At 61.9% G+C, this 24564-nt stretch carries 17 protein-coding genes; 9 read left to right on the top strand and 8 right to left on the bottom strand.

Features of this window, described 5'->3' with window-relative positions; all coding sequences use genetic code 11:
- Nucleotides 1–36 precede the first annotated feature (36 nt).
- The 3 genes from ACQY7R_RS00380 to ACQY7R_RS00370 all read right to left on the bottom strand — a co-directional run bounded on the left by ACQY7R_RS00380 (nt 37) and on the right by ACQY7R_RS00370 (nt 3042).
- The gene (locus tag ACQY7R_RS00380) at nt 37–846 is read right to left on the bottom strand and encodes a fumarylacetoacetate hydrolase family protein (protein WP_428303618.1); all 810 of its coding nucleotides are present in this window, start codon (nt 844–846) and stop codon (nt 37–39) included.
- 70 nt (nt 847–916) lie between these two features.
- Nucleotides 917–1984 carry an Ldh family oxidoreductase gene (locus ACQY7R_RS00375; protein ID WP_428303617.1) on the bottom strand — a complete coding sequence of 356 codons (1068 nt, stop codon included), beginning with the start codon at nt 1982–1984 and terminating at the stop codon, nt 917–919.
- Between the two features lie 62 nt (nt 1985–2046).
- A complete protein-coding gene (locus ACQY7R_RS00370) occupies nt 2047–3042 on the bottom strand; it encodes a C-terminal binding protein (RefSeq protein ID WP_428303616.1) in 996 nt (331 codons plus the stop codon).
- A gap of 188 nt (nt 3043–3230) precedes the next feature.
- Here ACQY7R_RS00370 and ACQY7R_RS00365 point away from each other — a divergent pair, with 188 nt between their 5' ends.
- Entirely contained in the window at nt 3231–3956 is a 726-nt protein-coding gene (locus tag ACQY7R_RS00365; RefSeq protein WP_198421732.1) for a FadR/GntR family transcriptional regulator, read from the top strand.
- Nucleotides 3957–4073: 117 nt separating this feature from the next.
- Here the strand turns inward: ACQY7R_RS00365 and ACQY7R_RS00360 are convergent, their stop codons facing one another.
- The 3 genes from ACQY7R_RS00360 to ACQY7R_RS00350 all read right to left on the bottom strand — a co-directional run bounded on the left by ACQY7R_RS00360 (nt 4074) and on the right by ACQY7R_RS00350 (nt 9356).
- On the bottom strand, nt 4074–5774 hold the full coding sequence (locus tag ACQY7R_RS00360) for an MFS transporter (RefSeq protein ID WP_428303615.1): 1701 nt from the start codon (nt 5772–5774) through the stop codon (nt 4074–4076).
- 54 nt (nt 5775–5828) lie between these two features.
- On the bottom strand, nt 5829–8369 hold the full coding sequence (locus tag ACQY7R_RS00355; protein ID WP_428303614.1) for a c-type cytochrome: 2541 nt from the start codon (nt 8367–8369) through the stop codon (nt 5829–5831).
- 156 nt (nt 8370–8525) lie between these two features.
- Nucleotides 8526–9356, bottom strand: coding sequence for an SDR family NAD(P)-dependent oxidoreductase (locus tag ACQY7R_RS00350; RefSeq protein WP_428303613.1), 831 nt, complete (start codon nt 9354–9356; stop codon nt 8526–8528).
- A 443-nt stretch (nt 9357–9799) separates the two neighbouring features.
- Between ACQY7R_RS00350 and ACQY7R_RS00345 the strand changes: the two genes are divergently transcribed.
- The 3 genes from ACQY7R_RS00345 to ACQY7R_RS00335 are packed head-to-tail and all read left to right on the top strand — an operon-like array spanning nt 9800 to nt 14750.
- Nucleotides 9800–11521, top strand: coding sequence for an Nramp family divalent metal transporter (locus ACQY7R_RS00345; protein ID WP_428303612.1), 1722 nt, complete (start codon nt 9800–9802; stop codon nt 11519–11521).
- A 40-nt stretch (nt 11522–11561) separates the two neighbouring features.
- The gene (locus ACQY7R_RS00340; protein WP_428303611.1) at nt 11562–12608 is read left to right on the top strand and encodes a PfkB family carbohydrate kinase; all 1047 of its coding nucleotides are present in this window, start codon (nt 11562–11564) and stop codon (nt 12606–12608) included.
- A gap of 54 nt (nt 12609–12662) precedes the next feature.
- On the top strand, nt 12663–14750 hold the full coding sequence (locus tag ACQY7R_RS00335; protein WP_428303610.1) for an alpha-galactosidase: 2088 nt from the start codon (nt 12663–12665) through the stop codon (nt 14748–14750).
- Between the two features lie 116 nt (nt 14751–14866).
- Here ACQY7R_RS00335 and ACQY7R_RS00330 read toward each other — a convergent pair whose 3' ends face one another.
- Nucleotides 14867–16102: a cytochrome P450 gene (locus ACQY7R_RS00330; protein WP_428303609.1), complete on the bottom strand. Its 1236-nt coding sequence runs from the start codon at nt 16100–16102 to the stop codon at nt 14867–14869.
- Between the two features lie 271 nt (nt 16103–16373).
- Between ACQY7R_RS00330 and ACQY7R_RS00325 the strand changes: the two genes are divergently transcribed.
- From ACQY7R_RS00325 to ACQY7R_RS00315, 3 genes are all read left to right on the top strand, one after another.
- Nucleotides 16374–18704, top strand: coding sequence for an alpha-galactosidase (locus tag ACQY7R_RS00325; RefSeq protein ID WP_428303608.1), 2331 nt, complete (start codon nt 16374–16376; stop codon nt 18702–18704).
- A 67-nt stretch (nt 18705–18771) separates the two neighbouring features.
- Nucleotides 18772–20028, top strand: a complete 1257-nt coding sequence (locus ACQY7R_RS00320; RefSeq protein ID WP_428303607.1) for a hypothetical protein — start codon at nt 18772–18774, stop codon at nt 20026–20028.
- Nucleotides 20029–20093: 65 nt separating this feature from the next.
- On the top strand, nt 20094–20867 hold the full coding sequence (locus ACQY7R_RS00315) for a dockerin type I domain-containing protein (RefSeq protein WP_428303606.1): 774 nt from the start codon (nt 20094–20096) through the stop codon (nt 20865–20867).
- Here the strand turns inward: ACQY7R_RS00315 and ACQY7R_RS00310 are convergent.
- Nucleotides 20848–21522, bottom strand: coding sequence for a bifunctional 4-hydroxy-2-oxoglutarate aldolase/2-dehydro-3-deoxy-phosphogluconate aldolase (locus ACQY7R_RS00310; protein ID WP_428303605.1), 675 nt, complete (start codon nt 21520–21522; stop codon nt 20848–20850). The two genes, ACQY7R_RS00315 and ACQY7R_RS00310, sit on opposite strands and share 20 nt — an antisense overlap.
- Nucleotides 21523–21666: 144 nt before the next feature.
- On the opposite strand from ACQY7R_RS00310, the gene ACQY7R_RS00305 reads away from it, so the two are divergent.
- A complete protein-coding gene (locus ACQY7R_RS00305) occupies nt 21667–22245 on the top strand; it encodes an AAA family ATPase (protein ID WP_428303604.1) in 579 nt (192 codons plus the stop codon).
- Between the two features lie 52 nt (nt 22246–22297).
- Complete coding sequence (locus ACQY7R_RS00300; protein ID WP_428303603.1) at nt 22298–24382, top strand: alpha-galactosidase; 2085 nt, start codon at nt 22298–22300, stop codon at nt 24380–24382.
- Nucleotides 24383–24564 lie beyond the last annotated feature (182 nt).

Genomic DNA, 24564 nt, shown 5'->3' with positions numbered 1-24564 from the left:
CGGCGTTTGCAACGACTCCGCGAGTCTCAAATTCAATCACTTCAACGGCTCGTCGATGACGGGATTCGTCAGCTTGCCAATGCCGTCGATCTCAATCGTGATCGAGTCGCCGGCCTTCAGGAAAATCGGCGGCTTCCGGGCGGCGCCGATGCCGTGCGGCGTCCCCGTCAGAATCACCGTACCCGGCAACAGCGTGGTGCTGCCGCTCAGGAACTCGATCAAGCGGCGAACATTGAAAATCATGTCTTCCGTGTTCCAGTCCTGAAGCGTTTCGCCGTTAAGCACGGTGCGAATGCCCAGACTGTTCGGGTTCTTGACTTCGTCCGTCGTCACCAGGCAAGGGCCGAGCGGAGCAAACGTATCGAACGTCTTGCCGCGGCACCACTGGCTTCCGCCCCACTTGCCTTGCCAATCGCGTGCGCTGACGTCGTTGGCGCAGGTGTAGCCCAGCACAAAGTCGAGCGCGTTCTGCTGCGTGGCGTTCTTGCACTTCTTGCCGATGACGACCGCGAGTTCGCACTCGTAGTCGACCTCGTCCGAACGGAGCTGACGGGGCAGCTCGATCGGATCGCCCGGATTCTGCACGGTCGCCGGCGACTTCATGAAGACGACCGGAAATTCCGGCGGCTTCAGGCCGCCTTCTTCGGCGTGCCGAACGTAGTTCAGCCCGATGCAGTAAACGACCGGCGGCTCGATCGGCGCGAGCAGCTTCTTAACCGTCGCGTCGCGACCAGTGTCGCGCAGGCCGGAAAGTAGTTCGCCTTCCAGCAACGTGACGCGATCGTTGTCGCCCAGCCGGCCATATTGAACCGACCCGGCGGAATCTTGGAAACGAATGATTTTCATATATTGATAAGCGTCGCCAACGGAGCGTTAACTATTGGCCGACGTGAGATAAATGTGAATGAAAAGCAGACTAGAACACGAACGGTTGACCGCTCTCCGAAGCAGCCTCTTGCAGGCTATCGATCACGTCGGCCGGCAGCGCGATCCCCTTCGACTCGGCTTGGCGACGATTGCGCCACTCCATCTCGCCCGGCAGCATCAGCGAAGCGACGCCCTCGGCAGTCGGCTCGGCGTGAATCTCGCTAATCAACGCGGCGATTCGCTCGTAGAACGTCGAAGGCGTCATGATGGCGCTCACGTCGATCGCGAGGAATGCGGCGCCATGGTTTGTCGGCGCCGACATATCGCCGAACAACCAACTGCCGACTTGCTTGGTAACCGCGGCCCCCGACAACACGCCGGCGAGAATCTCGATCAGCAACCCAATCCCGTAGCCCTTGTGGCCGCCCACCGGAGACAGCGAAGCGCGATCAGGATAGAGCGTGCCATCCTGCGTCGGCTGGCCGGCGTCGTCCACAAGCCAACCGGGGGGGATCGGCTCGCCCCGTTTGCAGCGTGCAAAGACTTTTCCGCCGGCGACGGTGGCGATCGACATGTCGAGCAAGATCGGGTCGCCCGCGGCCGTGGGGCACGAGAAGGCGATCGGATTGCTCCCCAGCACGGGCCCGCGCGAGCCGGGCGCCGCGACGCTGGGAACGTCGTTCGCCATCGCCAGGCCAATCATGCCGGACTTCGCTGCCAGCCAGGCATAGTAGCCCGCGGCGCCAAAATGGCAGCTATTCGTGACCGTAACAAATCCCACGCCAGCTTGCCGCGCTTTGCGAACCGCCACGTCCGTCGCGAACGTGGAGGTCACCTGCCCCAGGGTCGACTGCCCGTCGACGAGCGCCCAGGCGGCGCCTTCGTCGGCAATCTTCGGGGAAAGGTTGTTGCGCAAACCGCCGCCGCGAAGCCGCCGCGCATAACCGCGAAGGAGTTTGGTCCCGTGCGTGTAGACGCCCCATGTGTCGGTGGTCACGAGCGCCTTCGCGGTTGTCCGGGCGTCGTCTTGTCCGACGCCCAGGCTCGTCAACACGCGAATGCAGAAATCCTCTAATTCGCCGATCGAAATAGTCTGATCGGCAACTGCGCTTGCCATAAGAATTCGACTTGCTTATGCGGCGGCGCAGGAAGTCGCCGCCTAGGGGAGAAAAGCGGAGGCTAGCTGACGGCCATCGCAGCGAATCGCGCCGGGCCGGTGACCCCGTTAACGATATTCGGCAGCGGTTGGCCTTCGTTGCAGAGAGCCACGATCGCGGCGGCGTCGCTTCTCAGCTTCAACACGGCTTCGTCGCTGGCCGAGGCGATATGGCTGTGCAGGATAACGTTCTTCAGCGCCAGCGCCGGGTGATCAGGGGCCGGCGGCTCCGGATCAAAGACGTCGAGCGCTGCGAAGCCAAGTTTGCCGCTCTTCAGGGCCTCGTACATCGCCGACGTATCAACGATGTTGCCGCGAGCAACATTCACGAGAATGGCGCCCGGCTTCATCGCGTCGAGCGTGTCGAAATTGATCAGATGACGGGTTGCAGGAATCGCGGGGCAGTGCAGCGTCACCAGGTCGCTGTTCACCAGCAGATTTTCCAGGCTCGTCAGTTCGCAGCCGGCCTCTTCGACGTCGGCAGCCTTCGCGGCCGGGTCGCTCACCAGCAAACGGCACTTGAAGTTCGAAAGCCGTGAAGCGACTTCGCGACCAATCCGACCGAAGCCGACGACGCCCACGGTCATCGCTTTCAGGCACCGCATGTCGGTGACGGGAACGGGGAGCCCCCACTTGCCGCCGCTGACAAAGTTGGCGTTTTCGACAACGCGCCGCGTGGCCGACAGGACGAGCGCCAGCGTGTGGTCTGCAACCTCGTCGATGCAATAGTCCGGCACGTTGCAAACCGGGATGCCGCGCCGCCGGGCCGCTTCCAAGTCGACATTATCGACGCCGATACCGTATCGGACGATAACGCGGGCCTTCTCCATGCAGTCGATCGCTTCCGCGTCGAGCTTGGCGAATTGGGTGAGAACGAAGTCGGCCGTCGGCAATTTAGCGAGCAATTCGGCACGCTCGCCCGCCTTCACTCCCTCGACGGCGATGCCAAGTGGGGTTAGCCGGCGTTGCTCGACTTCCAAAGTCGGGAATGTATAATCCGTGACAATCAAGCGAGACATAAGGTAACCGCTGCGTCAGTATATAAGGTATTGTAGAAGAGTCATGGCACCCCCGCGGACGCCAATTGTAAGATAATTATAATCGCGTCGCCGCGTTCGTACATAGCTTCTGCAAACAATTTCTACATCTCTTTGCCGCGATGCTTGCGGCGCTGATGCCAGGTTCATTCGAGGCGAGGAAGACGCGCGTGGCCAAACTGAGCAAAAGTGAAATCGTCGCCGCGAAGCTTCGCAACTACATCATCAATAAGGGCTTGAAGCCTGGTGATCGCCTGCCCACCGAAGGCGAGCTGGCGGAACAGTTCGCCGTCAGCCGCGTCAGCGTTCGCGAAGCGACCAAGGCCCTCGGCTTCTTGGGCATCGTCGACGCCGCCCCCCGCCGCGGCCTCTCCGTCGGCAAGGTGAGCATGAAGCGCCTCAGCCGCTATCTCAGCTTTCACTTCGCCTTGGCGGACTACCCCCTCGAAGAACTCATCGACACCCGCATCGTCGTCGAGACCGGCGGCCTCCGGCAGGTTGCCGAACGCATGGCCAAGGACCCGTCGATTTACGAAGAACTCAATGCGATTAACGAGAAGCTCCGCCGCGCCACCAAGAAAACCGAGTGGCTGCAGGGCGAGGTTCAATTTCACTGCTTGCTCGTTGCCTCCAGCGGCGTGCGGGCGCTAGCCGCCTTCAACGACCTAGTCCAAGTCTTCTTCCAGAAGTTTCGGGCCGACTTCTCGAAGTCCCGCTGGAAGAACGGCATCCGCGGCCATCAGGAAATCATCGACACGCTCCGTGAAGGCGATTACCAAACGGCCAGTTCGATGCTGTCTGCCCACATCAACGTCCATCGCGACCGCGATCGGATTCTCAAGGCCAAAGCCAAGGAAGAAGACGACGTCGCGAACAGCGGCGCCGCTGATCGCTAGTCGCCGATCGTGCCGGCCACTCTCCAATCCGCTTCGATCCATTTCACAACCTACTGCCTCGCCGGCCGAAGCCGGCGAGGCAGTTTGCGTTGCGTCCTCAAGTTGCCGCTGCCCCCGTTAGTGCCCAGCCGGCGGATGCTCCCAAGAACTGCCGATTTCTTCGAGTGATCTGCCCTTGGTTTCTGGCATGATCCACAAGCCGAACATGAACGACAGCACGCAAATCACGCTGAACAGATAAAACGCCGCGGATACGGACCCGACCTGCACCGTCGTTTTCGCGGTCCCCGCTTCGCTCTTCAAATTGGCGGTGCCGTCGAGCAACAGGCGGCCGCTCTCGACTTCCGACACGACGAACGTCCCGTCATTTTGCGGGGAGGTCGCGCCGAAGATCGTGATCTGATCTTTGGCTTGGAAGCCAGCGTCAATGAAGCGACCCTCGGAATCGACAATCGCGTCGGGAGTTCCATCGACGAACGAGAGTTGCGCCCCTTCGACTTGGGCCTTCCGCGCGGTGAGAAACTCCCGTTGCGAGAAGCCCGTAATCATGGGGAACAACGTCGCTCCGGCGAAAATGAAAATCCAGAGCACCGTCGTCGTCAGGGCGACGGCTTTCGCGCGGAGGCGCGTCGGAAACAATTCCGACATCATCAACCACGGAATGCCGCCGAGCGCCAAACCGTGCGGAATCGTCACCAAGCCGAGGATGATGAGGACCGGCCAACCCGTCACATCCATGTAGAACATGTATCCAGTAGCAGCAGTGATTACCGCCATCATCAGCGATGCAATCATCCAGAGCGGCCGGCGACCGACGCGATCCATGAGCATGATCGAGGCGACCGTCATGATGGCCATCGCGCCGTAAACGGCAACGAAGTTGCCGATCGCACTCTCGCGATCGAAGCCTGCCAACTGCAGCAGCCGCGGAATGTACCCGCCGATGACGCTCCAACCCGTCCAGTTGTTGAAGAACGTGAGCAGAATGCCGATTATCACCGCCGTGCGAATGCCCGGCTTGAGGAGTTCGCTCCACGAACCGACTTCCTCGTTGATCGAGGCGCGAATTTGCTCGATTTCCCGCTTCGCGAATTCAGGGCCGTCGATCGAAGCCAGGGCTCGTTCCGCTTCTTCGAAGCGGCCTCTGCCGGCCAGCCAGCGCGGGCTGTAGGGCAACCCGGCCAAGAAACCGACATAGAACACGACGAACACCATCTCCGAGAAGAACATCCAACGCCATGGCTGATGCCAAACATTCTCCGCCACCGCCGCTTCGGTAACGCCGTAGTTCACCCGCAAGAAGTAGACGATGCCGAACGCCACCAGCGGCGCGACGGCGTGCCCGATGACAATCGCAAGTTGATACATCAACCCCATGGCGCCGCGGCGGGCTGGCGGGGCGATTTCCGCGATGTACATCGGCGAGGCGACGGAACAAAGCCCGACGCCGATGCCGCCCACAAAGCGGAAAAAGTTGAAATACGCCATCGTCGACGCGTCAGACCCGTCGCCAAACGCATCCGGCACGGCAGTAAACACGGCGCCAACCGCCAGGAGTATGCAAGCCACGAACATCGTCCGTTTGCGGCTGATCGCGTCGCACAGCCACGCCCCCAAGCCCGGGCCGAGGATGCAACCCAGCACAGCGCTGGCAGTCGCGAAGCCGAATTGCGCATCGGACAGATGGAACTGATCGCGCAGATAGACGTTCGCGGCGCCGATCATGCCGAGGTCGGTGCCGAACAAAAAGCCGCCGATCGACGCCACGAATGCGAGTCGATAGGGGGAGATGAGACGAGGGGGAGCGTCGTTTGCCATTGTCAGTGGGTCCGTTACTGCGTCGTCCGACGCGAATCCTAAGGAAAGAGTCAACTAGGGCAACGTTGTCGCGGGTCGTTCGCCGCTTCCGGCGTCGGCATCCGCGCGCAAGTACGAAAAAAGGTCAGCCATATCATCTGGCGAGAGCGTATCGAGCAGGTTGGCAGGCATCGCGGAGGTCGTCGAAACAGATTCCGATTCGATGGCGCCCCGTTCCAACTTCACCGCGCTCGCCGGGTCGCGCATGTCGGTCGTCACCGAAATCGTGGTCGCCGTCATGTTCGTCGGCCGGCCGGTGATCGTCCGACCGTCGACGACGAACGTCGTCTGGCGGTAGAGATCGGGAATTTCGTCGTCGGGTTGCGTGATCGCCCGGGCCAAATCGCGCACCGAGTAGCGCCGTCCGACGTTGGTTAAATCGGGCCCAACCGACGCCCCTTCGCCGCGCATGGCGTGGCAATCGGCGCAACCGACAGCTACGAACAGTTGCCGGCCGCGAATACGCGCAGCCTCAGTATCTTGCCCAGCTTTGTCTGGGGCTTCGACAGCGGCGACGACTTCATCGGTCGTCCAATGCTTCGCGAATTTCCGCTCTTGCCGCTCGCTCGCCGCCTCTTCAGCAACTTTCGGCTGAGCCAATCTCTCGGCAAAATCCTTGCGATCTTCGCTGCCAAACCCGCCGACAAATCGGCTTCTGGCGGCCGCCAAGTAGGGGTAGAACGCACGCTTCCCGAAGAAATTCGCGGCGGCGTCGAACCAGTCGAGCAGCTTCGTCCGCCCTTCTGGAGTCCACCCAGCGCTCGCCGCGCTGAGCTGCACCGCGGCCTGGATTGCCTGCACCGAATTCGGCTCGTCCGCCAACTCCTTGAGCAACGGTTCGATCGCCGCGGGTGATTCGAGGCGAACGAGCAGTTTGGCCAACTCGCCATTTACCTGAGCCCGCGGCGACGGAAACCAACCGGCGATTGCGGCGGCAATACGCGTCCGCTGCGCGTCGTCGAGGTTAGTGAACCGCGTGACGCCGAGCGAAATGGTTCGCAGCACTTCCAACTGTTCTTCGGCGGTAAGCGTCGCGAATGGCAGTTCCAACAGCGAATCGGCCCACTTGGCGGGATACGCCGGCTGGCTGCGGCGGGCGAGGGCGGTGAGCGCCGCGCATCGCGCGCGCGTGTTCGGCTCGCTGTACGCGCGAGTCTGCCAGCCCTTCGTATCGGTGCGTTCCAACGCCGTCATCGCGGCGTAGCGAACGAACCGGTCGAGGCTCGCGAGTGCGGGCCAAATCGACTCGATGGCGGTCTCGGCGAGATCGCCGTGTAACTCTTCCAGTTTTTGCCGCTGCGATCGCTGCTCGGCTGCCGTGGCAGCGTCAACGGGCGTCGGGGCGCGTTCTGCGCTCGCCGGCTGTTGCTTTTCGGCGCCGTCGCCATCCCACACCAGCCGATAGAGCCCCGACTGAATCTGCCGCCCGCCGACGGTGAAATAGAGCGAGCCATCCTGCGGCCGGACGACGAGATCGGTGACGCCGCCGACGTCCCACGCGATCGGTTCGCAATCGCTGCGGTAACTCGAACCGTTCGGCTCCAGCGGAGCGGCGTAAATGGCGCCGCGGCTCCAATCGGCGATGAAGATGGCATCGCGATACGGCTCGGGGAAATTGGCCCCCGTTCCCGCGACGATGCCTGCCGGCGAGCCCGGCGGCATCACGGCAACGGGCGGCAGCGTATCTTGATAGTAAGTCGGCCAAATGCCGTCGCCGCCGCGCCAGCCGTAGTCGGCCCCGCTCGTCACATGCAACAGCGAAGGGGGGCGATACCACGGCGTGCCGACATCGACGTCGAGATCGGAGTCGCTGGTAAACAGCTCGCCATCGGCATTGAAGGCCAAATCATAAATGTTGCGATAGCCGACGCTGATCAACTCGCAATTCTCGCCGTCGAGATCACATTTCACGATCCAGCCGCCGGGAGCCGGGATGCCGTTCGCCTGAGCGGCCGGGTCGTCCAGGCGGGGTAGCAGTTGATCCTCGCCCCAGCCCGCGGGGACGCGCGACCCCTTAAACCGCGGCGAGCGCGTATAATTGCCCGCCGACAAATAGAGCGATTTGCCGTCGGGCGACGCCACCACGGCATGCGGCCCGTGCTCGCCCGAACCCTCGATGCGAAGCAACAGCTTAGCATCGTCATACTGGTCGTCGCCGTTGCTGTCGCTAACGCGATACAACCCGCTCGGCAGCGCCGCCGCCTGCGAGTTCACCATCACGTATAAGTCATCGCCAACGACGGCCAGCCCCTGCGCCGCACCGGCGCCGACGCGGATCGGTTCGACCGCGGTTTGCTCAGGTTTGCCGCCGAGCGGAGAGGGAGTGATGCGATAAAGCAGCCCGTACTGGTCGCTCGCAATCAGCCGACCTTTCGAGTCAACCGCCAGACTGACCCAGGAACCTTCCTTCGCTAGGGAAGGGGAGTAAACCAGTTCCACGCGAAACCCGGCAATCGCCTGCGGTCCCTCAGCACGATCGCTCTTCGACGTGGGCGTCGCTCTTAGCGCGAACAGCACCGCGGCGCCGACGGCAGCGAGCAGAGTCGCAATTAACACTCGTGCGAGCATTGCTGGTCGGGCTTGAGGAGAGGGGAGACTCGAACGAGACGGCGGTTCTTTGCACCAACGATAGGCGATGCGTCACGAAAATCGTGCCGAGGGTGTCAATAAAATAATTCGTACCGTTGCAGACGATATAGTTGGCCCGAACTCTCAGATATATTCCTTGCCGAATTGCACGCCCGCGGCTCGCACCGGGGCCCGGAACTGCTCGCCGAAGGGCATCCAAGAAGTCGTTCCGCCGTCGACGACCAGCGTTTGCCCGACGATGAATCTGGCGTCGTCGGACGCCAAAAACGCGGCTACGGCGGCGATGTCGTCCGGGGTTCCGACGAAGCCTGACGGAATGCCGCGTCCCACGACCTCTAAATCAGCCTTGCCGCAAGCCCGCTCGTGGCTTGGCACGGGAACGCAGCCTGGCGCGATGGCGTTGACGCGGACGCCCAGCGGAGCCAATTCGATCGACATCCCGCGCGTCATCGCAACGATCGCCCCCTTGGTGCCGGCGTAAATCGAGTGTTCCTGAAAGCCCTCGAAGGCGTGGATCGACGACAGGTTGATGACCGCTCCGCGATTCTGCTTCAGCGAGTCGAGCAACGATTGAGTGAGGAAATACCCGCCGCGGACGTTGACGTCGTACATCCGATCCCACTGCTCGGGCGTCGCCTCGGCAACGGGAGAATTGAACGTGATGCCGGCGTTGTTGATCAGCACGTCGACTCCCCCGAGGTAGCCGAGCGCCCAGTTAGCGCATTCCCGAATCTGGCTGATTTCGCCCAAGTCCGCCTTGGCGAAGTCGGCTTCGCCCCCGAGATCGCGGATGGCGGCCACCGTCTGCCGAGCGCCTTCGTCTGACGCGTCGTAGTAGTGGACGGCGATCCGGGCGCCTTCGCGCGCACAACGAATGGCGATCCCTTGCCCGATGCCGGTCCCGGCGCCGGTGACGAGGATTCGCTTGCCCGCAAGTCTGTTCGAACTGCTCATGCCAAACGTGTTCCTGGCACGCCTTGAGCGTGCAATTCAATCAATCGATCGACAAGCCAAGCGGCGTGAGGGCTTTGGCGCCCCGCGCTCACCAGTCGCTTACTAGTACGGCAATCCTGCCAACGAATGAGTCACAGTGAAGAGTCGAATTCGATGCGGCGAAACAAACTGCCAAGCGGAAAATTACCCGGCACTGTTCCACCCGCGATCTAATCATCATATAATTGCGCGCAGGCTAGCCCTTGGCAAGAGCCTAGATTTTCCGACGCCATTTTCGTCTCATCGCCTATTGGCGACGCATTCTTCTGATGCGTCTCGGCGGTGTTACGAGCACATCGAGCGACGTCCTTCGCTCGCCTTTTCCGTTCCCTACTCTCTATTCTCTAACCGCAGATCCACGGCGGCCGCGCCGTCGATTCCGCGACCTTCAGGCTAATTCCTCCGTGAGCGCAGTTCCAACCATCTCCGGCGTCGCGGGCGAGTCGTGCGCCCGAATTGCGTCCGAGGATGCGAATTGGCAGCCGCCGGAGACTTGTCTCCCCTCCTGGGGAAACGCCGACTTGCCCGAGCCGACTCCGCTCGCCTGGTCCCAGTGGCGCAGCCTCATCGGCCCTGGAATCGTCATGATGGGCGTCCAGATCGGCGGCGGTGAGTGGCTCTTCGGCCCCGAGATCACCGCCCGCTACGGCGGCGCTCTCATGTGGCTCGCCACAATCGCGATCGTGCTGCAGGTCTTCTACAACCTCGAAGTCGGCCGCTACGCACTCTACTGCGGCGAGCCAATCTTCACCGGATTCCTCCGTACGAAGCCGGGCCCACGGTTTTGGATCGCCTTCTTCCTGCTGCTGAGCATGGGCGCGATGGTGCCGGGCCTCGCGTTCCACGCCGCGTCGGTGCTCACGGCGCTCTGGCTGAACACTTCGCCGACCGAGGCCCACCGCGCGCACGTTGTGGGAGTCGCGTTCGCCTGCACCGCGCTGGCGTTCGTCCCGGTGCTGTTCGGCAAGAAGATCTACAACACGCTCCAGGCGATCATGACGCTCAAGGTCGTCTGCGTCCTCTCGTTCTGCGGGATCGTGAGCCTACTGTTCGTCGATTGGCAGGCGTGGATTGCCATTTTCTCGGGATTTTTGCGGTTCGGAACGATCCCGTCGACGGACGCCGCCACGGGCGAATCGACGGTCAACGTCGCTCAGTATCTGATATCGAACGGCCGTTTCCCCGCGATCGGGCTGGGCGAAATGGCCGCGATCGGTGCGTTCATTGGCTACGCCGGCGGCGGCGGGCTGGGGAATTCGCTGTACGGAAACTTCGTCCGCGACAAAGGCTGGGGAAATGGCGCCAACGTCGGCGCCATCCCGAGTGCATTTGGCGGAAAGAACATCTCGCTCGGGCACTTCGGCAAAGTGTTCACCGTCACGGCCGAAAACCTTCGCCGCTGGCGCGGGTGGTGGAAGGTGATCCTCGTCGACCAGGCGGCGATCTGGGCGCCTGGCTGCTTCGTCGGCATGGCGCTCCCCGCGCTGCTCTCGCTGCAATTCGCCTCGCCGCAGCCCGCGGCGGAAGCGGCCGCTAAACCGGTTCCTGCAGCCACCGCCGCTCTTCAGGCAGAGCCTGCGGCCGCCAGCAGCGTCACCGCGGCAACTCCTGCTCAAAACTTCCAATGGGCGGCGGCGATGACGACGGCCGAAGGGATGCGCCGCGATGTGCGGTTGAGTGCCGGAGCGGGCCAATTCCTCTGGACGGCGACGTTGCTCGCGGGGCTGCTCGTGCTGCTCCCGAGCCAGATGTCCGTGGTCGATGAAGTTTGCCGACGTTGGACCGACGTTATCTGGTCGGCCAGCCCCCGCGTCCGTGAGCAAATGCACGGTGGCGAGGTCAAACGCATCTACTACACCCTCGCCGCTTGCTATTTCGTCTGGTGCCTGGGAACGCTTTACCTGTTCGGCGCCTACGGCACGCCCCGCCTGATGACGCTGGTCATCGGCAACCTCGGTAATCTGGCGCTCGCTGTCACGTCGTTCCACATGCTGTGGATCAACACGCGATGGTTGCCTCCGGCCATCCGCCCCGGCATGGTCGCGAGGATCGGGCTGTTCTGCTGCGGATGTTTTTACTTGGCAGTCGCCGCACTCGTTTTTTACCAGACGGTGTTGGCGAAATGACGTGAACCACTCGTTACTCAGGGCTAGGCAGGCCCGCACCATGTTCGGAATCGATATGAGCGAAAAGTCGCCTAAAGTCGCCTTATTTGGCGAGCTGCTGATGCGGCTGGAAACAGAGCGGCAACTGCGGTTCGTGCAGGCGAATTCCTTCGAAGTCGGCTACACCGGCGGCGAAGCGAACGCCGGCGTCGTCCTGTCGCGGTTTGGGGTTGAAGCCCACTTGGTGAGCGCCGTGCCCGACAACGAGCTTGGCCTCGCCTGCACGAACCACATGAGCCGTTACGGGCTCGACGTGAGCGCCGTCCAAAAGCGGGGCTCTCGGCTCGGGCTGTTCTTCCTGGAAACCGGCGCCGGCCATCGCTCCACGCAGGTGGTTTACGACCGCGCGGGCAGTTCGTTCGCGACGCTCAAGCCGGGGGATATCCCGTGGCGGGAGGTGCTCGCCGGCAAAGACTGGTTTCACTTCACCGGCACCGCTCCCGCGCTTTCCGCGGACTTGGCGGCGCTAACGCTCGAAGGCTGCCGCGTCGCGAATGAGCTGGGCGTCACCGTCAGTTGCGACATCAACTACCGCAGCGCGCTGTGGTCGATTGAAAGAGCTCGCGAAGTGATGAGCCAGATCGTCAAGCATGTCGACGTGCTGGTGGCCAACGAAGAACACGCCCGCCTGATTCTGGGCGCCCCCGACGCGGCTACGGAATTCACTGACGTCTTCGACGCTCGGCGGTACGATCCGATCGTGCGTTACCTCCGCTCCGAGTACCAGCTCAAGGCGACGGCCCTGACCATTCGCGCGGGCGATACCGCCGACGAAACAACGATTGCCGCCGTCCTCGACGACGGACAACGGGCCGTAGGTTCCAGAAAATACACGATCCGTCCGCTCGACCGTATCGGCGGCGGCGATGCCTTCACGGGCGCTCTCATTTACGGCCTGCTGCAGTCGCGCTCGGCGCAAGAAGTCGTCGACCTGGCCGTCGCCGCCAGCAACCTGAAGCACACCGTCCGCGGCGATTTTGGCCACTTTTCGTTATCAGAAGCCGAATCGCTGGCCCGCAGCGGCCCCGACGGTCGCGTCCGCCGCTAAGCAAACGCCGCCTCTTCCAGAGTCTTCCACTTGTCAGTCCCAAGAGAAGAAGCCATGAAATTTCTAACGCTAATGGCCTGCTTCATGCAGGCTTGCCTCGCGGCCGTCGCGATCGGCGACGATGCTCCGTTCGTCCGCGAAGGCGAACGAGGAACAGCCCGCACTTGGTTTGAAGAACGGTTCGGCGCCGACGTTTCGAAGCTGCCGTTCAGCTTCACCGTCGGCGGCGAGAAGTCGACCGACGTGCTGCAACGCTCCAAGGTCGACTCGCAAACCGAACAGGTTGGCGGCACCCAGACGAAGCGCACCATCACCTGGACCGACGAAAAGACGCATCTGGAAACGAAGGTCGTCGCCGTTCAGTACGCCGACTTCCCGAATGTGGAGTGGACCGTTCATTTCAAGAACACCGGCGAGGGCGATTCGCCCATCATCGCCGACGTAGAAGCGGTCGACGTCAACCAGGCCGTCCCGGCCGAAGCGTCGACGATCCTGCACCACTTAAAGGGTTCACGAGCGGCGCCGAACGATTTTGAGCCCTACGAAATGGGCCTAACGATGCGAACGGCCGCAACTTTCCGCTCCGCCGGCGGCCGCGGCACCAACGGCAGCTGGCCCTTCTTCAACGTCAATTGGGGCGACCAAGGCCTCATCGTCGTCCTCGGGTGGCCCGGGCAGTGGAACCTCTCCCTCGAACGCGACGGGGCAGGGGGGTTGGCCATTCGCGGCGGGCAAGAGAACACCCACTTCAAACTCCACCCCGGCGAAACGGCCCGCACGCCGCTCGTGGTGTTGCAGTGGTACGAGGGCGACTGGGTCCGCGGCCAAAACGTTTGGCGCCGCTGGATGGTCGCCCACAACGTTCCCCAGGTCGACGGCAAGCCGCCTAAGCCGCAGCTTGTCGCCTGCAGCTCGCATCAGTTTGGCGAAATGATCAACGCCAACGAAGAGAATCAGAAGCAATTCATCGACCGCTACTTGGAAGAGAAATTCCCGCTCGCCTATTGGTGGATGGACGCCGGTTGGTACGAAAACGACGGCGTCTGGACCACGACCGGCACCTGGGAAGTCGACAAGAAGCGATTCCCCAACGGCCTCCGCGCCGTCACGGACCACGCGCACGAGAAGGGCGTGAAGGCGATCGTCTGGTTCGAACCCGAGCGCGTCGCTCCCAACTCGTGGCTCTACAAAGAACGCCCGCAGTGGCTCCTGGCTCCGCCGAAGAATCCGGGCGATCAACTTTACGACGAGAATTGGCGGCTCCTCAACCTCGGCAACGACGAGGCCCGCGAGTGGCTCATCAACCACGTCAACGGGCTGATCAAGTCGGAAGGCATCGACCTCTATCGCCAAGATTTCAACATGGACCCGGTCCTCTACTGGCAAAACGGCGAACCGGAAGATCGCCAGGGCATGGCAGAGAACCATTATGTTTCGGGCTACTTGGCGTATTGGGACGCGATTTTGGCCGCCAATCCTGGCATTCGGATCGACACCTGTGCGAGCGGCGGCCGGCGGCTTGATCTCGAAACACTCCGTCGCAGCGTCCCGTTGGTGCGCAGCGACTGCTTGTTCGAGCCGACTTCGCAGCAGGCCCACACCTACGGCCTGTCGCTCTGGCTGCCGTACCACGGCACCGGCACGCTCGTCGGCAAAAGCGCCATCGGTCAGAACACCACCGAGGGCGTCAACGACTACGATTTCCGCAGCCATATGGCCTCCAGCGTCACCGCTTGCTGGGACATGCGCGACAAGTCGCTGAACTACGACGAGTTGCGGAAACTCACCAGCGAGCTCGCCACGGTCGCGCCGTTCTACCAAGCCGACTACTACCCCATCACGCCCCATACCCTCGCGACGTCGGCTTGGATTGCCTGGCAATTCAACCGTCCCGAAACGGGCGAAGCTGTCGTGCAGGCCTTCCGTCGGCAAGATAGCGTAGAGCCTGAACAACAGCTCAAGCTGCAAGGTTTGGATCCGAACGCCGAGTACCGCATTCAGGCCCTCGGAACTGACAAAACGTGGACCGCCAAAGGCAGCGAGCTGATGGACCACGGTCTGCAGGCGAAACTGCCGGAGAAGCGAAGCGCCGCGGTGTACCTGCTGACGAAGGAAGCGTCGGCAGCCGTCACCCAGAACTAGCGCCAGGCGGGGAAGAACTGATTGTCGCCAGTCGCCGGTCATCGAAGATGCCGGCGACTGGCGACGTTCTAATATTTTTGCTTTTGACCGAGTGGAAGCGTCGACCTCGGCAGCTCTTAGAATTCGACGCGTAGCGAGTGCAGCACGCGCGAGTTTCGCTTCGTGACGTCCCAATCGGCCTCGGCGTCGACCAGGCGAATCTCCGGCATGCGACGGAGGAGCGTTTCAAACACGATCGCCCCTTCCGCCCGCGACAGCGGCGCCCCGATGCAAAAGTGCACGCCGTAGCCAAACGCGATGTGCCGATTCTTCGTCCGGCGGATATCGAACACGTCCGGATCGGTGAAGTGCTCCGCATCGCGATTCGCCGAATTCAGCATCTGAAACAGCATCTGCCCGCCCGAAAGCTCCTGGCCGCCAAGCACAGTATCGTGCTTAATGACGCGAGGTTGGCGGGCCACAGGGCTTTCATATCGCAGAATTTCTTCAATTGCCGCGGGCAGCAATGCGCGGTCCTGCTGGATCATCTGCCACTGGCTCCGATCTTGGAGCAGCAAATACAGGCCGTTGCCGATCAGCGAAGTCGTTGTTTCGTGGCCTGCCACCAGCAGCGTGATGCAGGTGTTGATCAGTTCGTCTTGGGTCAGCCGCTCACCCTCCGATTCTACGGCGACGAGCTGGCTTACGAGGTCCTGCCCCGGCTCAACGCGGCGGCGGGCGATCAGCCGCGTCAGGTATTCCCGCGCTTCCACGAGCGCGTCCTGGGCTTGTGTCAGCACCTCGAACGCCGGCTTGTTGACCCCTTGGAAAGCGAGCAGCAGGTTGGACCACTTCTGGAAGTAATGGCGATCGCTCTGCGGAGCTCCCATGATCTCAGCGAGCACCGTCACCGGCACTGCAAATGCCAGCTGCTGAATCGCTTCCATGCCCCCCTCGTCGGCAACCTTATCCAGTAAATCATCGACGATTTGCTGAATTCGCGGCCGCATCAAATCGATCATCCGCGGCGTAAACGCCTTCTGAATGAGCGAGCGCAAGCGGGTATGGTCAGGCGGATCGGAATGCAGCAGCCCCTTCGTGCGGTAGTGATTCTGAAACCCGGTGAGCTGAGCCTTCGCTTCAGGCGGCAAGTAATCGACCGCCCGCCCCAGCCGGCCTTCGTTCGAGTAGGTGCCCGTTTCCTTCATGGTGACGACGATGTCGTCATACTTGGTGATCACCCAGCCGCCGATCGCGTCGTTGTAGTGGACCGGGGCATTCTCGCGGAGCCACTTAAGTTCCGGGTACGGGTCGCGCAGGAACTCGGCGCTAACCAGGGCTTCAGGGCTAAGAGTTGCACTATCTCGGTGCATACGAGGACTCCTGAGAATGCAGAATAGACGGATGAGGCAGCCCAGAAAAAACGGCGCCGGGCGCTTGGCAGCGACGCCTTAATTGTCATACAATTAACAGAGCCGTCAAGTCAGAATTGCGGCCACTGGCTTTCGAGAAGTTAACGGACCGCCCCAATCTCGAAGCCCGCTCATCGCGCCAATTGTTGGCGAAGTCTTGCGATCGATATTATATTACAAATCTAGAGTCATCGGACTCTGCTTTTCCGGAACATTGACGATCGATCTTCTCATGCCCACTGCGACACCGCTGACCGAACGGCCGTGCGCGAACAACGCGCGACCGAGGCACACGCTACTTTCCAACGCTTGGCATCTCGCGACGGCGTGGCTGCTGATCGTTGCCGTCGGCCACGCGCCTCAAGCGTGTGCCGAGATTGCGCCGACTCCCGTCGAGTTGGAAATGACGTCGCTGTGGGTGCGCGAGAATCTGTTATCGGCAACCCGCCTGCCTCCCTTCTCGTTCAAGTACGGCACGGCGCACTCTTCGACCTTCTTGCGCAGTTGGGCCCGCACCGTCCAAACGACCGTCGGCGTAGCGTCGACCGAACATGTCGTCACCTGGACCGACCCCGCACAGCTGTTGCGCATTCGCTGCGAAATCGTGGAGTACCACGACCATCCCGCCGTGGAGTGGACCGTCTACTTCAAAAACATCGGCGCCGCCGACACCGCCATCTGCCAAGACATCCTCGGCTTTGATTTCCAGATGGCGCGAACCAACCGGTTCGAGTACCTGCTGCATGGCATCTACGGCGACTTCATGACGGCGGATAGCTATCGCCCCTACGCCCTCACGATGGACCCCGGGTTTACGAAGACGTTCGCCCCGTACGCTTTCTCGGGCAAGTCTTCCGACGGACCGGACGGGTGGCCCTACTTCAATCTTCAGATGCCCGGCGGCGGCATGATGATGGCCATCGGCTGGCCGGGGCAGTGGGCCTGTTCCTTCACGCGCAATGGAACCAACGGGCTCAGCATCAAGGCCGGGCAGCAACTGACCCGTATGTATCTCAAGCCGGGCGAGGAGATTCGCACCCCGCTCACCGCCTTGCTGTTTTGGCGAGGCGAAGACGTCGTCCGCTCTCAAAACCTTTGGCGCCATTGGTACGTCGATTACGTCCTACCGCACTTCGATGGCCAGCCGCAGCAAGCGGTCCAGCAGATCCAATGCAGCGGCTATCACCCCAGCAACCTCTACGCCTTCCTCGCCAAAGGCATCGTCCCCGACATTTGCTGGCGCGACGCCGGCTGGTACCCAGTGAGCCAGGGCCCCTACACGGGCGATTTGCAGTGGCTCAACACGGGGACGTGGGAAATTAACAGGACGCTTTATCCGCGCGGCTTCCGCGCGTTCTCCGACTACGCCCGCTCCAGTGGTTCTTCATTCTTACTCTGGTTCGAGCCCGAGCGCGTCGGATCCCCCAACTCCTTTCTCGGTCAGCGCCCCCAATGGCTGCTGCCTGCCACGTCGACGACCGTCGGCGACATTCTCAACCTCGGCAACCCCGAGGCGCTCGACTGGTTGATCAATCACATCGACGACATGATCAACACCGAAGGACTCGATTGGTACCGCGAAGATATGAACGGCAACGGCCCGTTGCCGGCGTGGCGCAATGCAGATAGCTCGACTCGCCAGGGCATTACCGAGAATTTCTACGTCCAGGGCCATTTGGCTTTCTGGGATGAATTGAAAGCCCGGCATCCGGCGCTGCGCATCGATTCGTGCGCCTCGGGCGGTCGGCGAAACGATCTGGAAACCATGCGACGCGCCGTCCCGCTGGTGCGCAGCGACTTCCAGTTTCCGGATATGGCGGGGGTCGTCGAAGGCAATCAGTGCCACATCTACGGCCTCTCGCGGTGGCTCCCCTTCCACGGGACCGGCGCCTACCTGTACGACCCGTACTCGTTTCGGAGCTTTTACGGAACTTGCTTCGGAATGGGCGGCTTGACCGAAGAGAACACTGCCGCCCAGCAGCAAGCGTACGCCGAGCAGAAGCAAATCGGCAAGTACATGCTGTTTGGCGACTACTACCCCCTGACGCCTTATTCGTTGGATAACAACGTCTGGATTGCTTGGCAGTTCAACGCCCCGTCCTCGCGGCAAGGGTGCGTGCAGGTCTTTAGGCGGCAGAACGCAACGACTACGTCGATCACCCTGCAGCTAAACGACCTCGATCCAGATCAGATCTATCAGGTGAAGAACTTCGACTCGCCGACGCTGCTTTCCAAAAGCGGCGCGGAACTGATGAACCCAGGATTGACCGTGACGTTGCCCGCGAAAGGCTCGGCGGTCTTCCAGTATCAACCGCAGCCCCCGGCGGCGATCGTGGCGGAAGAAGAACCTGTGCCGCCGTCCGCGATCAAGCGATCCGCGCCGAGCAAACGCTTCGTTGGGCCGATTCTCCGGCCCTCGCCCACGCCGCCTGTTGCCATCGCTCCGACGCCGCCGACGACGATCAAGCGCCGCGCGCTGCCAGTGCGTCCTGAGGTCGAAGAGCGAATCAAAGGCGCGAAAATGCTCAAGCGAGCGCCGTTAGCCGATAAGCAAGTCAAGTAGACGGATGAAGCGCGACCACACAACTGCTGCTGCGACACCAACAAGCGACTCTGATTGGCGGAATGTGATGAAGTACCTAGCCTCCTTGGCGTTCGCGTTCGCAATCAGCGGCTCGCTCGCGCACGCGCAACTCCCATCCGGAGATCTGCGGCTCTGGCTGAAAGCCGATTCGCTCAGCCTTCCTGAGGATGGCAAAGTCACCCAGTGGGTCGATTCGTCGTCGTACGGAACAGTTTTCGCACCGCGCACCGTCTCCGAACCAAACGGCCCCTTCGCGGGCGGCCCCATCGAAGAGTACCCGCATCTACAGACAGTCACGGTGAACGGCAAGTCGTTTCCGACGGTCAAGTTTGAGCGCAGCGGCAGTGCCGTCGGCAACCCCAGCGTCGATCGTTCCGGCAGCACCGACCGGCTCTTTCAGGTTACCAACCGTACCCCAGGTTCCGATCCGTTGGCGATCGGCGACGGCACCAGCGTCACCTCGTTCACCGTGTTGAAGCCAAACGTCACCACCGCGGGCACGTTGGGCGTACAGGCCGTCTGGGCGAAGCGCGGAAATGACGCCTCGTTGCTCGAACTCGGAATCAGCAGTAACGGCCGTTACAACTACGTCACCTACGATTCGGTCACCGAATACCGGGCGACCAACGCCGCGACTGCGAACAAGTGGCAGATTGTCGGCCAGAACATCGTCGAAGCGGGCGCCAACGATCCGGTGAAGTTCTTCGTCAACGACACTGAAAATCCCACTTCTCCGTTCACGCTCAATCCGGTCTCGTCCAACGGCGGCGTCATCTCCGATCGCAACGACGGCATCAACAACGATCCAGTCGGCGTCGTCGAGCCCTTCGGCATCGGCGGACACGGCCAAGACTGCTGCGGCGAAGGGGAAACGTTCTCCGGCAATATCGCCGAGATCATCATCTACGGACGCACGCTGTCGGTGGCCGAGACAAATCAGGTTTACTCGTACCTCACCGCCAAATACCTGGGCGGCGTGACGCCCCTGGCCGGCGACTACAATGGAGACGGCATCGTCGACGCCGGCGACTACGTCGTGTGGCGCGACAATCTCGGTCAGTTCATGGGGCTCACCAACGAAAACCCATTCGCCGCCACCGAGGGCTTCGTCGACGAAGAAGACTACGACTATTGGGTCGCCAACTATGGCATGACCGCTGCGGGTCTCGCCAACAGCCTCAGCGTTCCCGAACCGGCCACTGGCGGGCTCGCTGCGTTGCTGTTCGTTGCCGTCGTCGGCGGACACCGAACGGGCGCACGGTCTCGCCGCGAATCAGCAAGCCATCAACAGCACAGCCGCTAACTCAGCGTTGAGTTCTCCTCCATCGCGACGCCCTTGAACAGCACCTGATCTGAATCGACCTGCGCATGCGACTACTTCTGACGATCACCCTCGGCTTCGTACTTACCGCCGCCTCGGCGGCCGACGCAGCCCAATTCTCGCTGCGATACATCGGCCTGAGCAGTCCGGGGCAACACGCGTGGCAAGTGCTGCTGCAGCCCGACCAAGCGAGCGCGGCAGCCGTTGAAATCGGCATGCAGTTCACCGGCGGATCGATCCTCGGCCTGCAACCGAACCTCGACGTCTTCGACGACGCCAACCCCGGCCAGAACCCGTTCACTGGCACGGTGACCATTGGCGCCTCCGTGCAGAACAGCGGCGCCGCGGCGTTTGCCGCACTCGGCGGCGTCATTCCCGCGATCCAGCAGACGCTCGTGATGACCGTCATGACGAACGGCCCCGGAACGCTCACCTTGGGCGGCCAAAATCACAACGGCTTCTTCACCGGCGCCCGCGTCTGGCAGGGGGCGACTCCCGTCAACGGCCTCACGGCGTCCCTGCAAGTCACGGGAACCGAAGCCGACTTCAATCAGAATGGCGTCGTCGATGGGGCCGACTTCCTCATTTGGCAGCGCGGCTCCGGCCTCGCGAGCGGGGCCACCCGCGCCCTCGGCGACGCCAATGCCGACGGTGCCGTGAACCAATTCGATCTCAACATCTGGCGCGGCCAATACGGGGCCACGACGAGCCCGCCCGTCGCCGCCGTACCCGAACCGGCAACGTTCGGCGCCGCACTGCTGGGAGCCTCGCTCCTGCCGTTCGCCAGAAAGCGCCGCCGCATTACTTCCGCCGCACGCTAGCCACGTGCGTCATGAACTGCTTCGTCCGCTCGGCAATCGCGTCGAAGTTTCCTTCACGCATGAGTTTCTTGTCGACGAGCAAGCTGCCAACGGCGACCGCAAAGGCGCCAGCGCTGAAAAAGTCGCCCACCGTTTCGAACGAAACGCTCCCTGACGGCAACAGCGGCACGTTCGGCAACGGTCCGGCCAAATCGCGCAGGTACGTTGCCCCGCCAATCGACGCGGGAAACACCTTCACGATATCGGCCCCGGCTTTTACAGCCGTGCGAATTTCGGTCGGCGTGTAGGCGCCCGGAATGGCGGCAATGTCTTGCTTGCGGCAGACGTTGATGACGTCGATTTCGATCGAAGGCGAGATCAAAAACTCCGCCCCGGCGGCAATCGCCGCTTCCGCCTCGTCGCCTTCAAGAACCGTTCCCGCGCCCAGCAAAATCTCCTCACGGCTGTATCGGCCAGCCAATTCTTGAATGAGTTCAATCGCTCCCGGCGTCGTTAGCGTAATCTCGATGGTACGCAAACCGCCGGCGATGAGCGCGCCGACGGTATCGAGAACCGTTTCGGCTTCATTCGCGCGCACAACGGCGACGACGCCCTCCTTGTGCAATTCGTCGATAACTTGCTGCTTCGGCCGGTGGGCGAGTGATTGGCGTTTCATGGAACCTGATGAGCGGGCGAAAGTGGCTAGTGGTGGGGCGTGATCAAACTTCCGACAAGCATTATCAACCGCGGTTAATTATAATACAATATGCCGATCGACGTGACGCTGAGTTCCTGACTCCCCAGCGACTTTTCACCGCGGATGCCACACTCCCTCATACTCGTCGCCGGATACGCAGGCAGCGGAAAGACGCGCGTCGGCAACGACATTGCGCGACAATTGCCCGCCTGCTACCTCGATAAAGATACCCTCGGCACCCCATTCGTGGAGCGCCTGCTGGTGGCGCTGCAGCAGCCGCCTGGCGACCGCGACAGCCCGATTTACCGCGCCGAAATTCGGCCGCTGGAATATGAGGCGCTAACCGCGACCGGACTCGAAGCGGCCGCCCTCGGCTCCGATGTCGTGCTGTCGGCCCCATTTCTCGTCCAACTCGTCAACCCGCAATGGGTCGCCGACCTGCAGCAGCAAGCCCGCGACTCTAGGGTCAAGCTGCAGGTCGTGTGGGTCGCCAGCGACCATGCCACGCTGCGGCGCCGCATGTCGCAGCGCGGGTCGGTTCGCGATCATGCAAAACTCGCTGACTGGGAAGCCTACGTCGCCAACGTCGACGTGTCGCTGGATCATCAGTTCGCCGTCGAGAGCTGGCGGTTCGACAACGCCGAGCAGGCCGACTACTCCGCAGAACTAACGCGACTGCTCGCGCACTTGCGCAGCCGTTAAACGATTTTTCTTTTCACCGATCACTCGTCACTGTTCTTGTTTGGGAGAAACAATGAGTTACTCGCGATGTGAACTTTTACAGGCGCTTTGTCGCCGAGCGCTCCTGCTGCTTGCGGGCACGCTGCTCGCCTGTCAGGCGACGACGACTCTAGCCGTCGCACCGACGGCGGAAGAACTCGCCGCCGAATCGTCTTGGGTTAAAGAGCAACTACTACAAACGACGAAGGCTCCGCCGTTCTCATTCAAGTACGGCTCCGACAAGCCTGCGGCATTCTACAAATCGTGGGACCGCCAAGCCAGCGAAAAGAAACTCGACGACAATCGCACCGAGCACGTCATCACTTGGACTCATAAGGCGAGTGAACTGCAAGTCCGCTGCGTCGCCGTGACCTACAGCGACTTTCCCGTCGTCGAATGGACGGTCTACTTCAAGAATCTCGGGAAGAAGGCGACGCCGCTGCTGCAAGACATTCAGGGCCTCGACCTCACGCTGCGAGACTCGGCCAAGTACGTCCTGCACGGCATCAAGGGCGACTTCTGCACGGCCGATAGCTTCGAGCCGTTCCGTCTGGAACTCACCGAAGATTTCACCAAGAAATTCGCGCCGTACCCCTTCTCCGGCAAATCGTCGGACGGTCCCGACGGCTGGCCGTATCACAACCTGCAAACCGAAGACGGCGGGATGATCATCGCCGTCGGCTGGCCCGGCCAGTGGGAAAGCAGTTTTACGCGCTTGGGTAAGAAGGGGCTGAAAGTCACCGCTGGCCAGCAGCTGACGCACCTCGTGCTGGAACCAGGCGAAGAAATTCGCACGCCTCTGATCGCGCTGCTGTTCTACCAAGGCGATGACGTCGTCCGTGCCCAGAACCTATGGCGCCGCTGGTACCTCGCTCACGTCATCCCGCAGGTAGATGGCAAGCCGCAAGGTCCGCTCAAGCAGATTCAGGTTGGCGGCAACGATTCGAGCTATGCCCAGAGCTTCCTCGATGCGGGCGTGCATATCGATCTCTGCTGGCGTGACGCCGGCGGCACGAACACCTGGTATCCCAGCGACAAGGGTCCGTACGCCCCCAAGGAAGGCGAGCCGAACAACCAGTGGCTCAACACCGGCACGTGGGACATCGATCGCAACAAGTATCCCGATGGCTTCAAGCCGTTTAGCGATTGGTGCCACGAACACGGCATCCAATTCTTGCTCTGGTTCGAACCGGAACGCGTTGGCTCGCGTGAAACCTTCCTCGGGCAACACCCCGAATGGCTGCTCCCCGCCACCCACATGACCGTCGGCGATATCTTTAATCTTGGCAACCCCGAAGCCTTGGCTTGGCTCATCGATCACATCGACGGGATGATCAAGTCCGAAGGGCTCGATTGGTACCGTGAGGACATGAACGGCAACGGTCCGCTCACGGCGTGGCGCGCGGCCGACGCCGAGAATCGGCAGGGGATCACCGAGAACTTTTACGTTCAAGGTCACCTGAAGTTCTGGGACGAGATCGTGCGTAAAAATCCAGGTCTCTCGATCGATTCCTGCGCCTCGGGCGGTCGCCGCAATGACCTCGAAACGATGCGTCGTTCGGTCCCGCTCCTCCGCAGCGACTTCCAGTTCCCCGGCTCGCAGCAGAACGTGTTCGACGGCAACCAATGCCAAACCTACGGCCTGTCGAGCTGGTTGCCCTTCCAAGGCACCGGCTGCTACCTGTACGAGCCGTACGAGCTGCGCAGCTTCTACCTGCCGCTATTCGGCATGGGCGGGCTTGCCCCGGAGAACCATGAAGCGCAAGTGACGGCGTACAAGGAATGCGAGCAAGTCGCTCCGTCGATGCTGCTCGGCGACTACTACCCGCTGACGCCGTACAGCCTTGCCCCCGACGTCTGGATCGGCTGGCAGTTTAATCGTCCGGAAGTGGGACAAGGCGCCGTCCAGGTCTTCCGCCGCCAAGACGCGAAAGAGTCGTCCACTCGCCTCAAGCTGCAGGGCCTCGATCCCAAGGCTGAGTACGAAGTGACCGATCTCGACAAAGGGACGAGCGTCCACTCCGGCAAGTCGCTCATGGACGAAGGCCTGCAAGTGGAACTCGAACCGCGCAGTGCGGCGATCTTCCTGTACAAGCCGAAGGCAGAGCAGGGGGGCTAACAACCTAGCCCCGGGCATCGCCCTTATACGAATGCTGTGGCTCCCTCCCCCTTGAGGGGAGGGTTGGGGAGGGGGTGGAACGTTGGTACACGCTTCACTCACCCCTCCCTAGCCCTCCCCATCAAGGGGAGGGGACCACATGATTTCGTGCTCTACGAGGCGCCCCGCCGCTTGTAATCGAA

Source organism: Lacipirellula sp. (assembly GCF_965279485.1).
Taxonomy (GTDB): Bacteria; Planctomycetota; Planctomycetia; order Pirellulales; family Lacipirellulaceae; genus Lacipirellula.
This window is presented reverse-complemented; position numbering and strand designations above follow the sequence as displayed.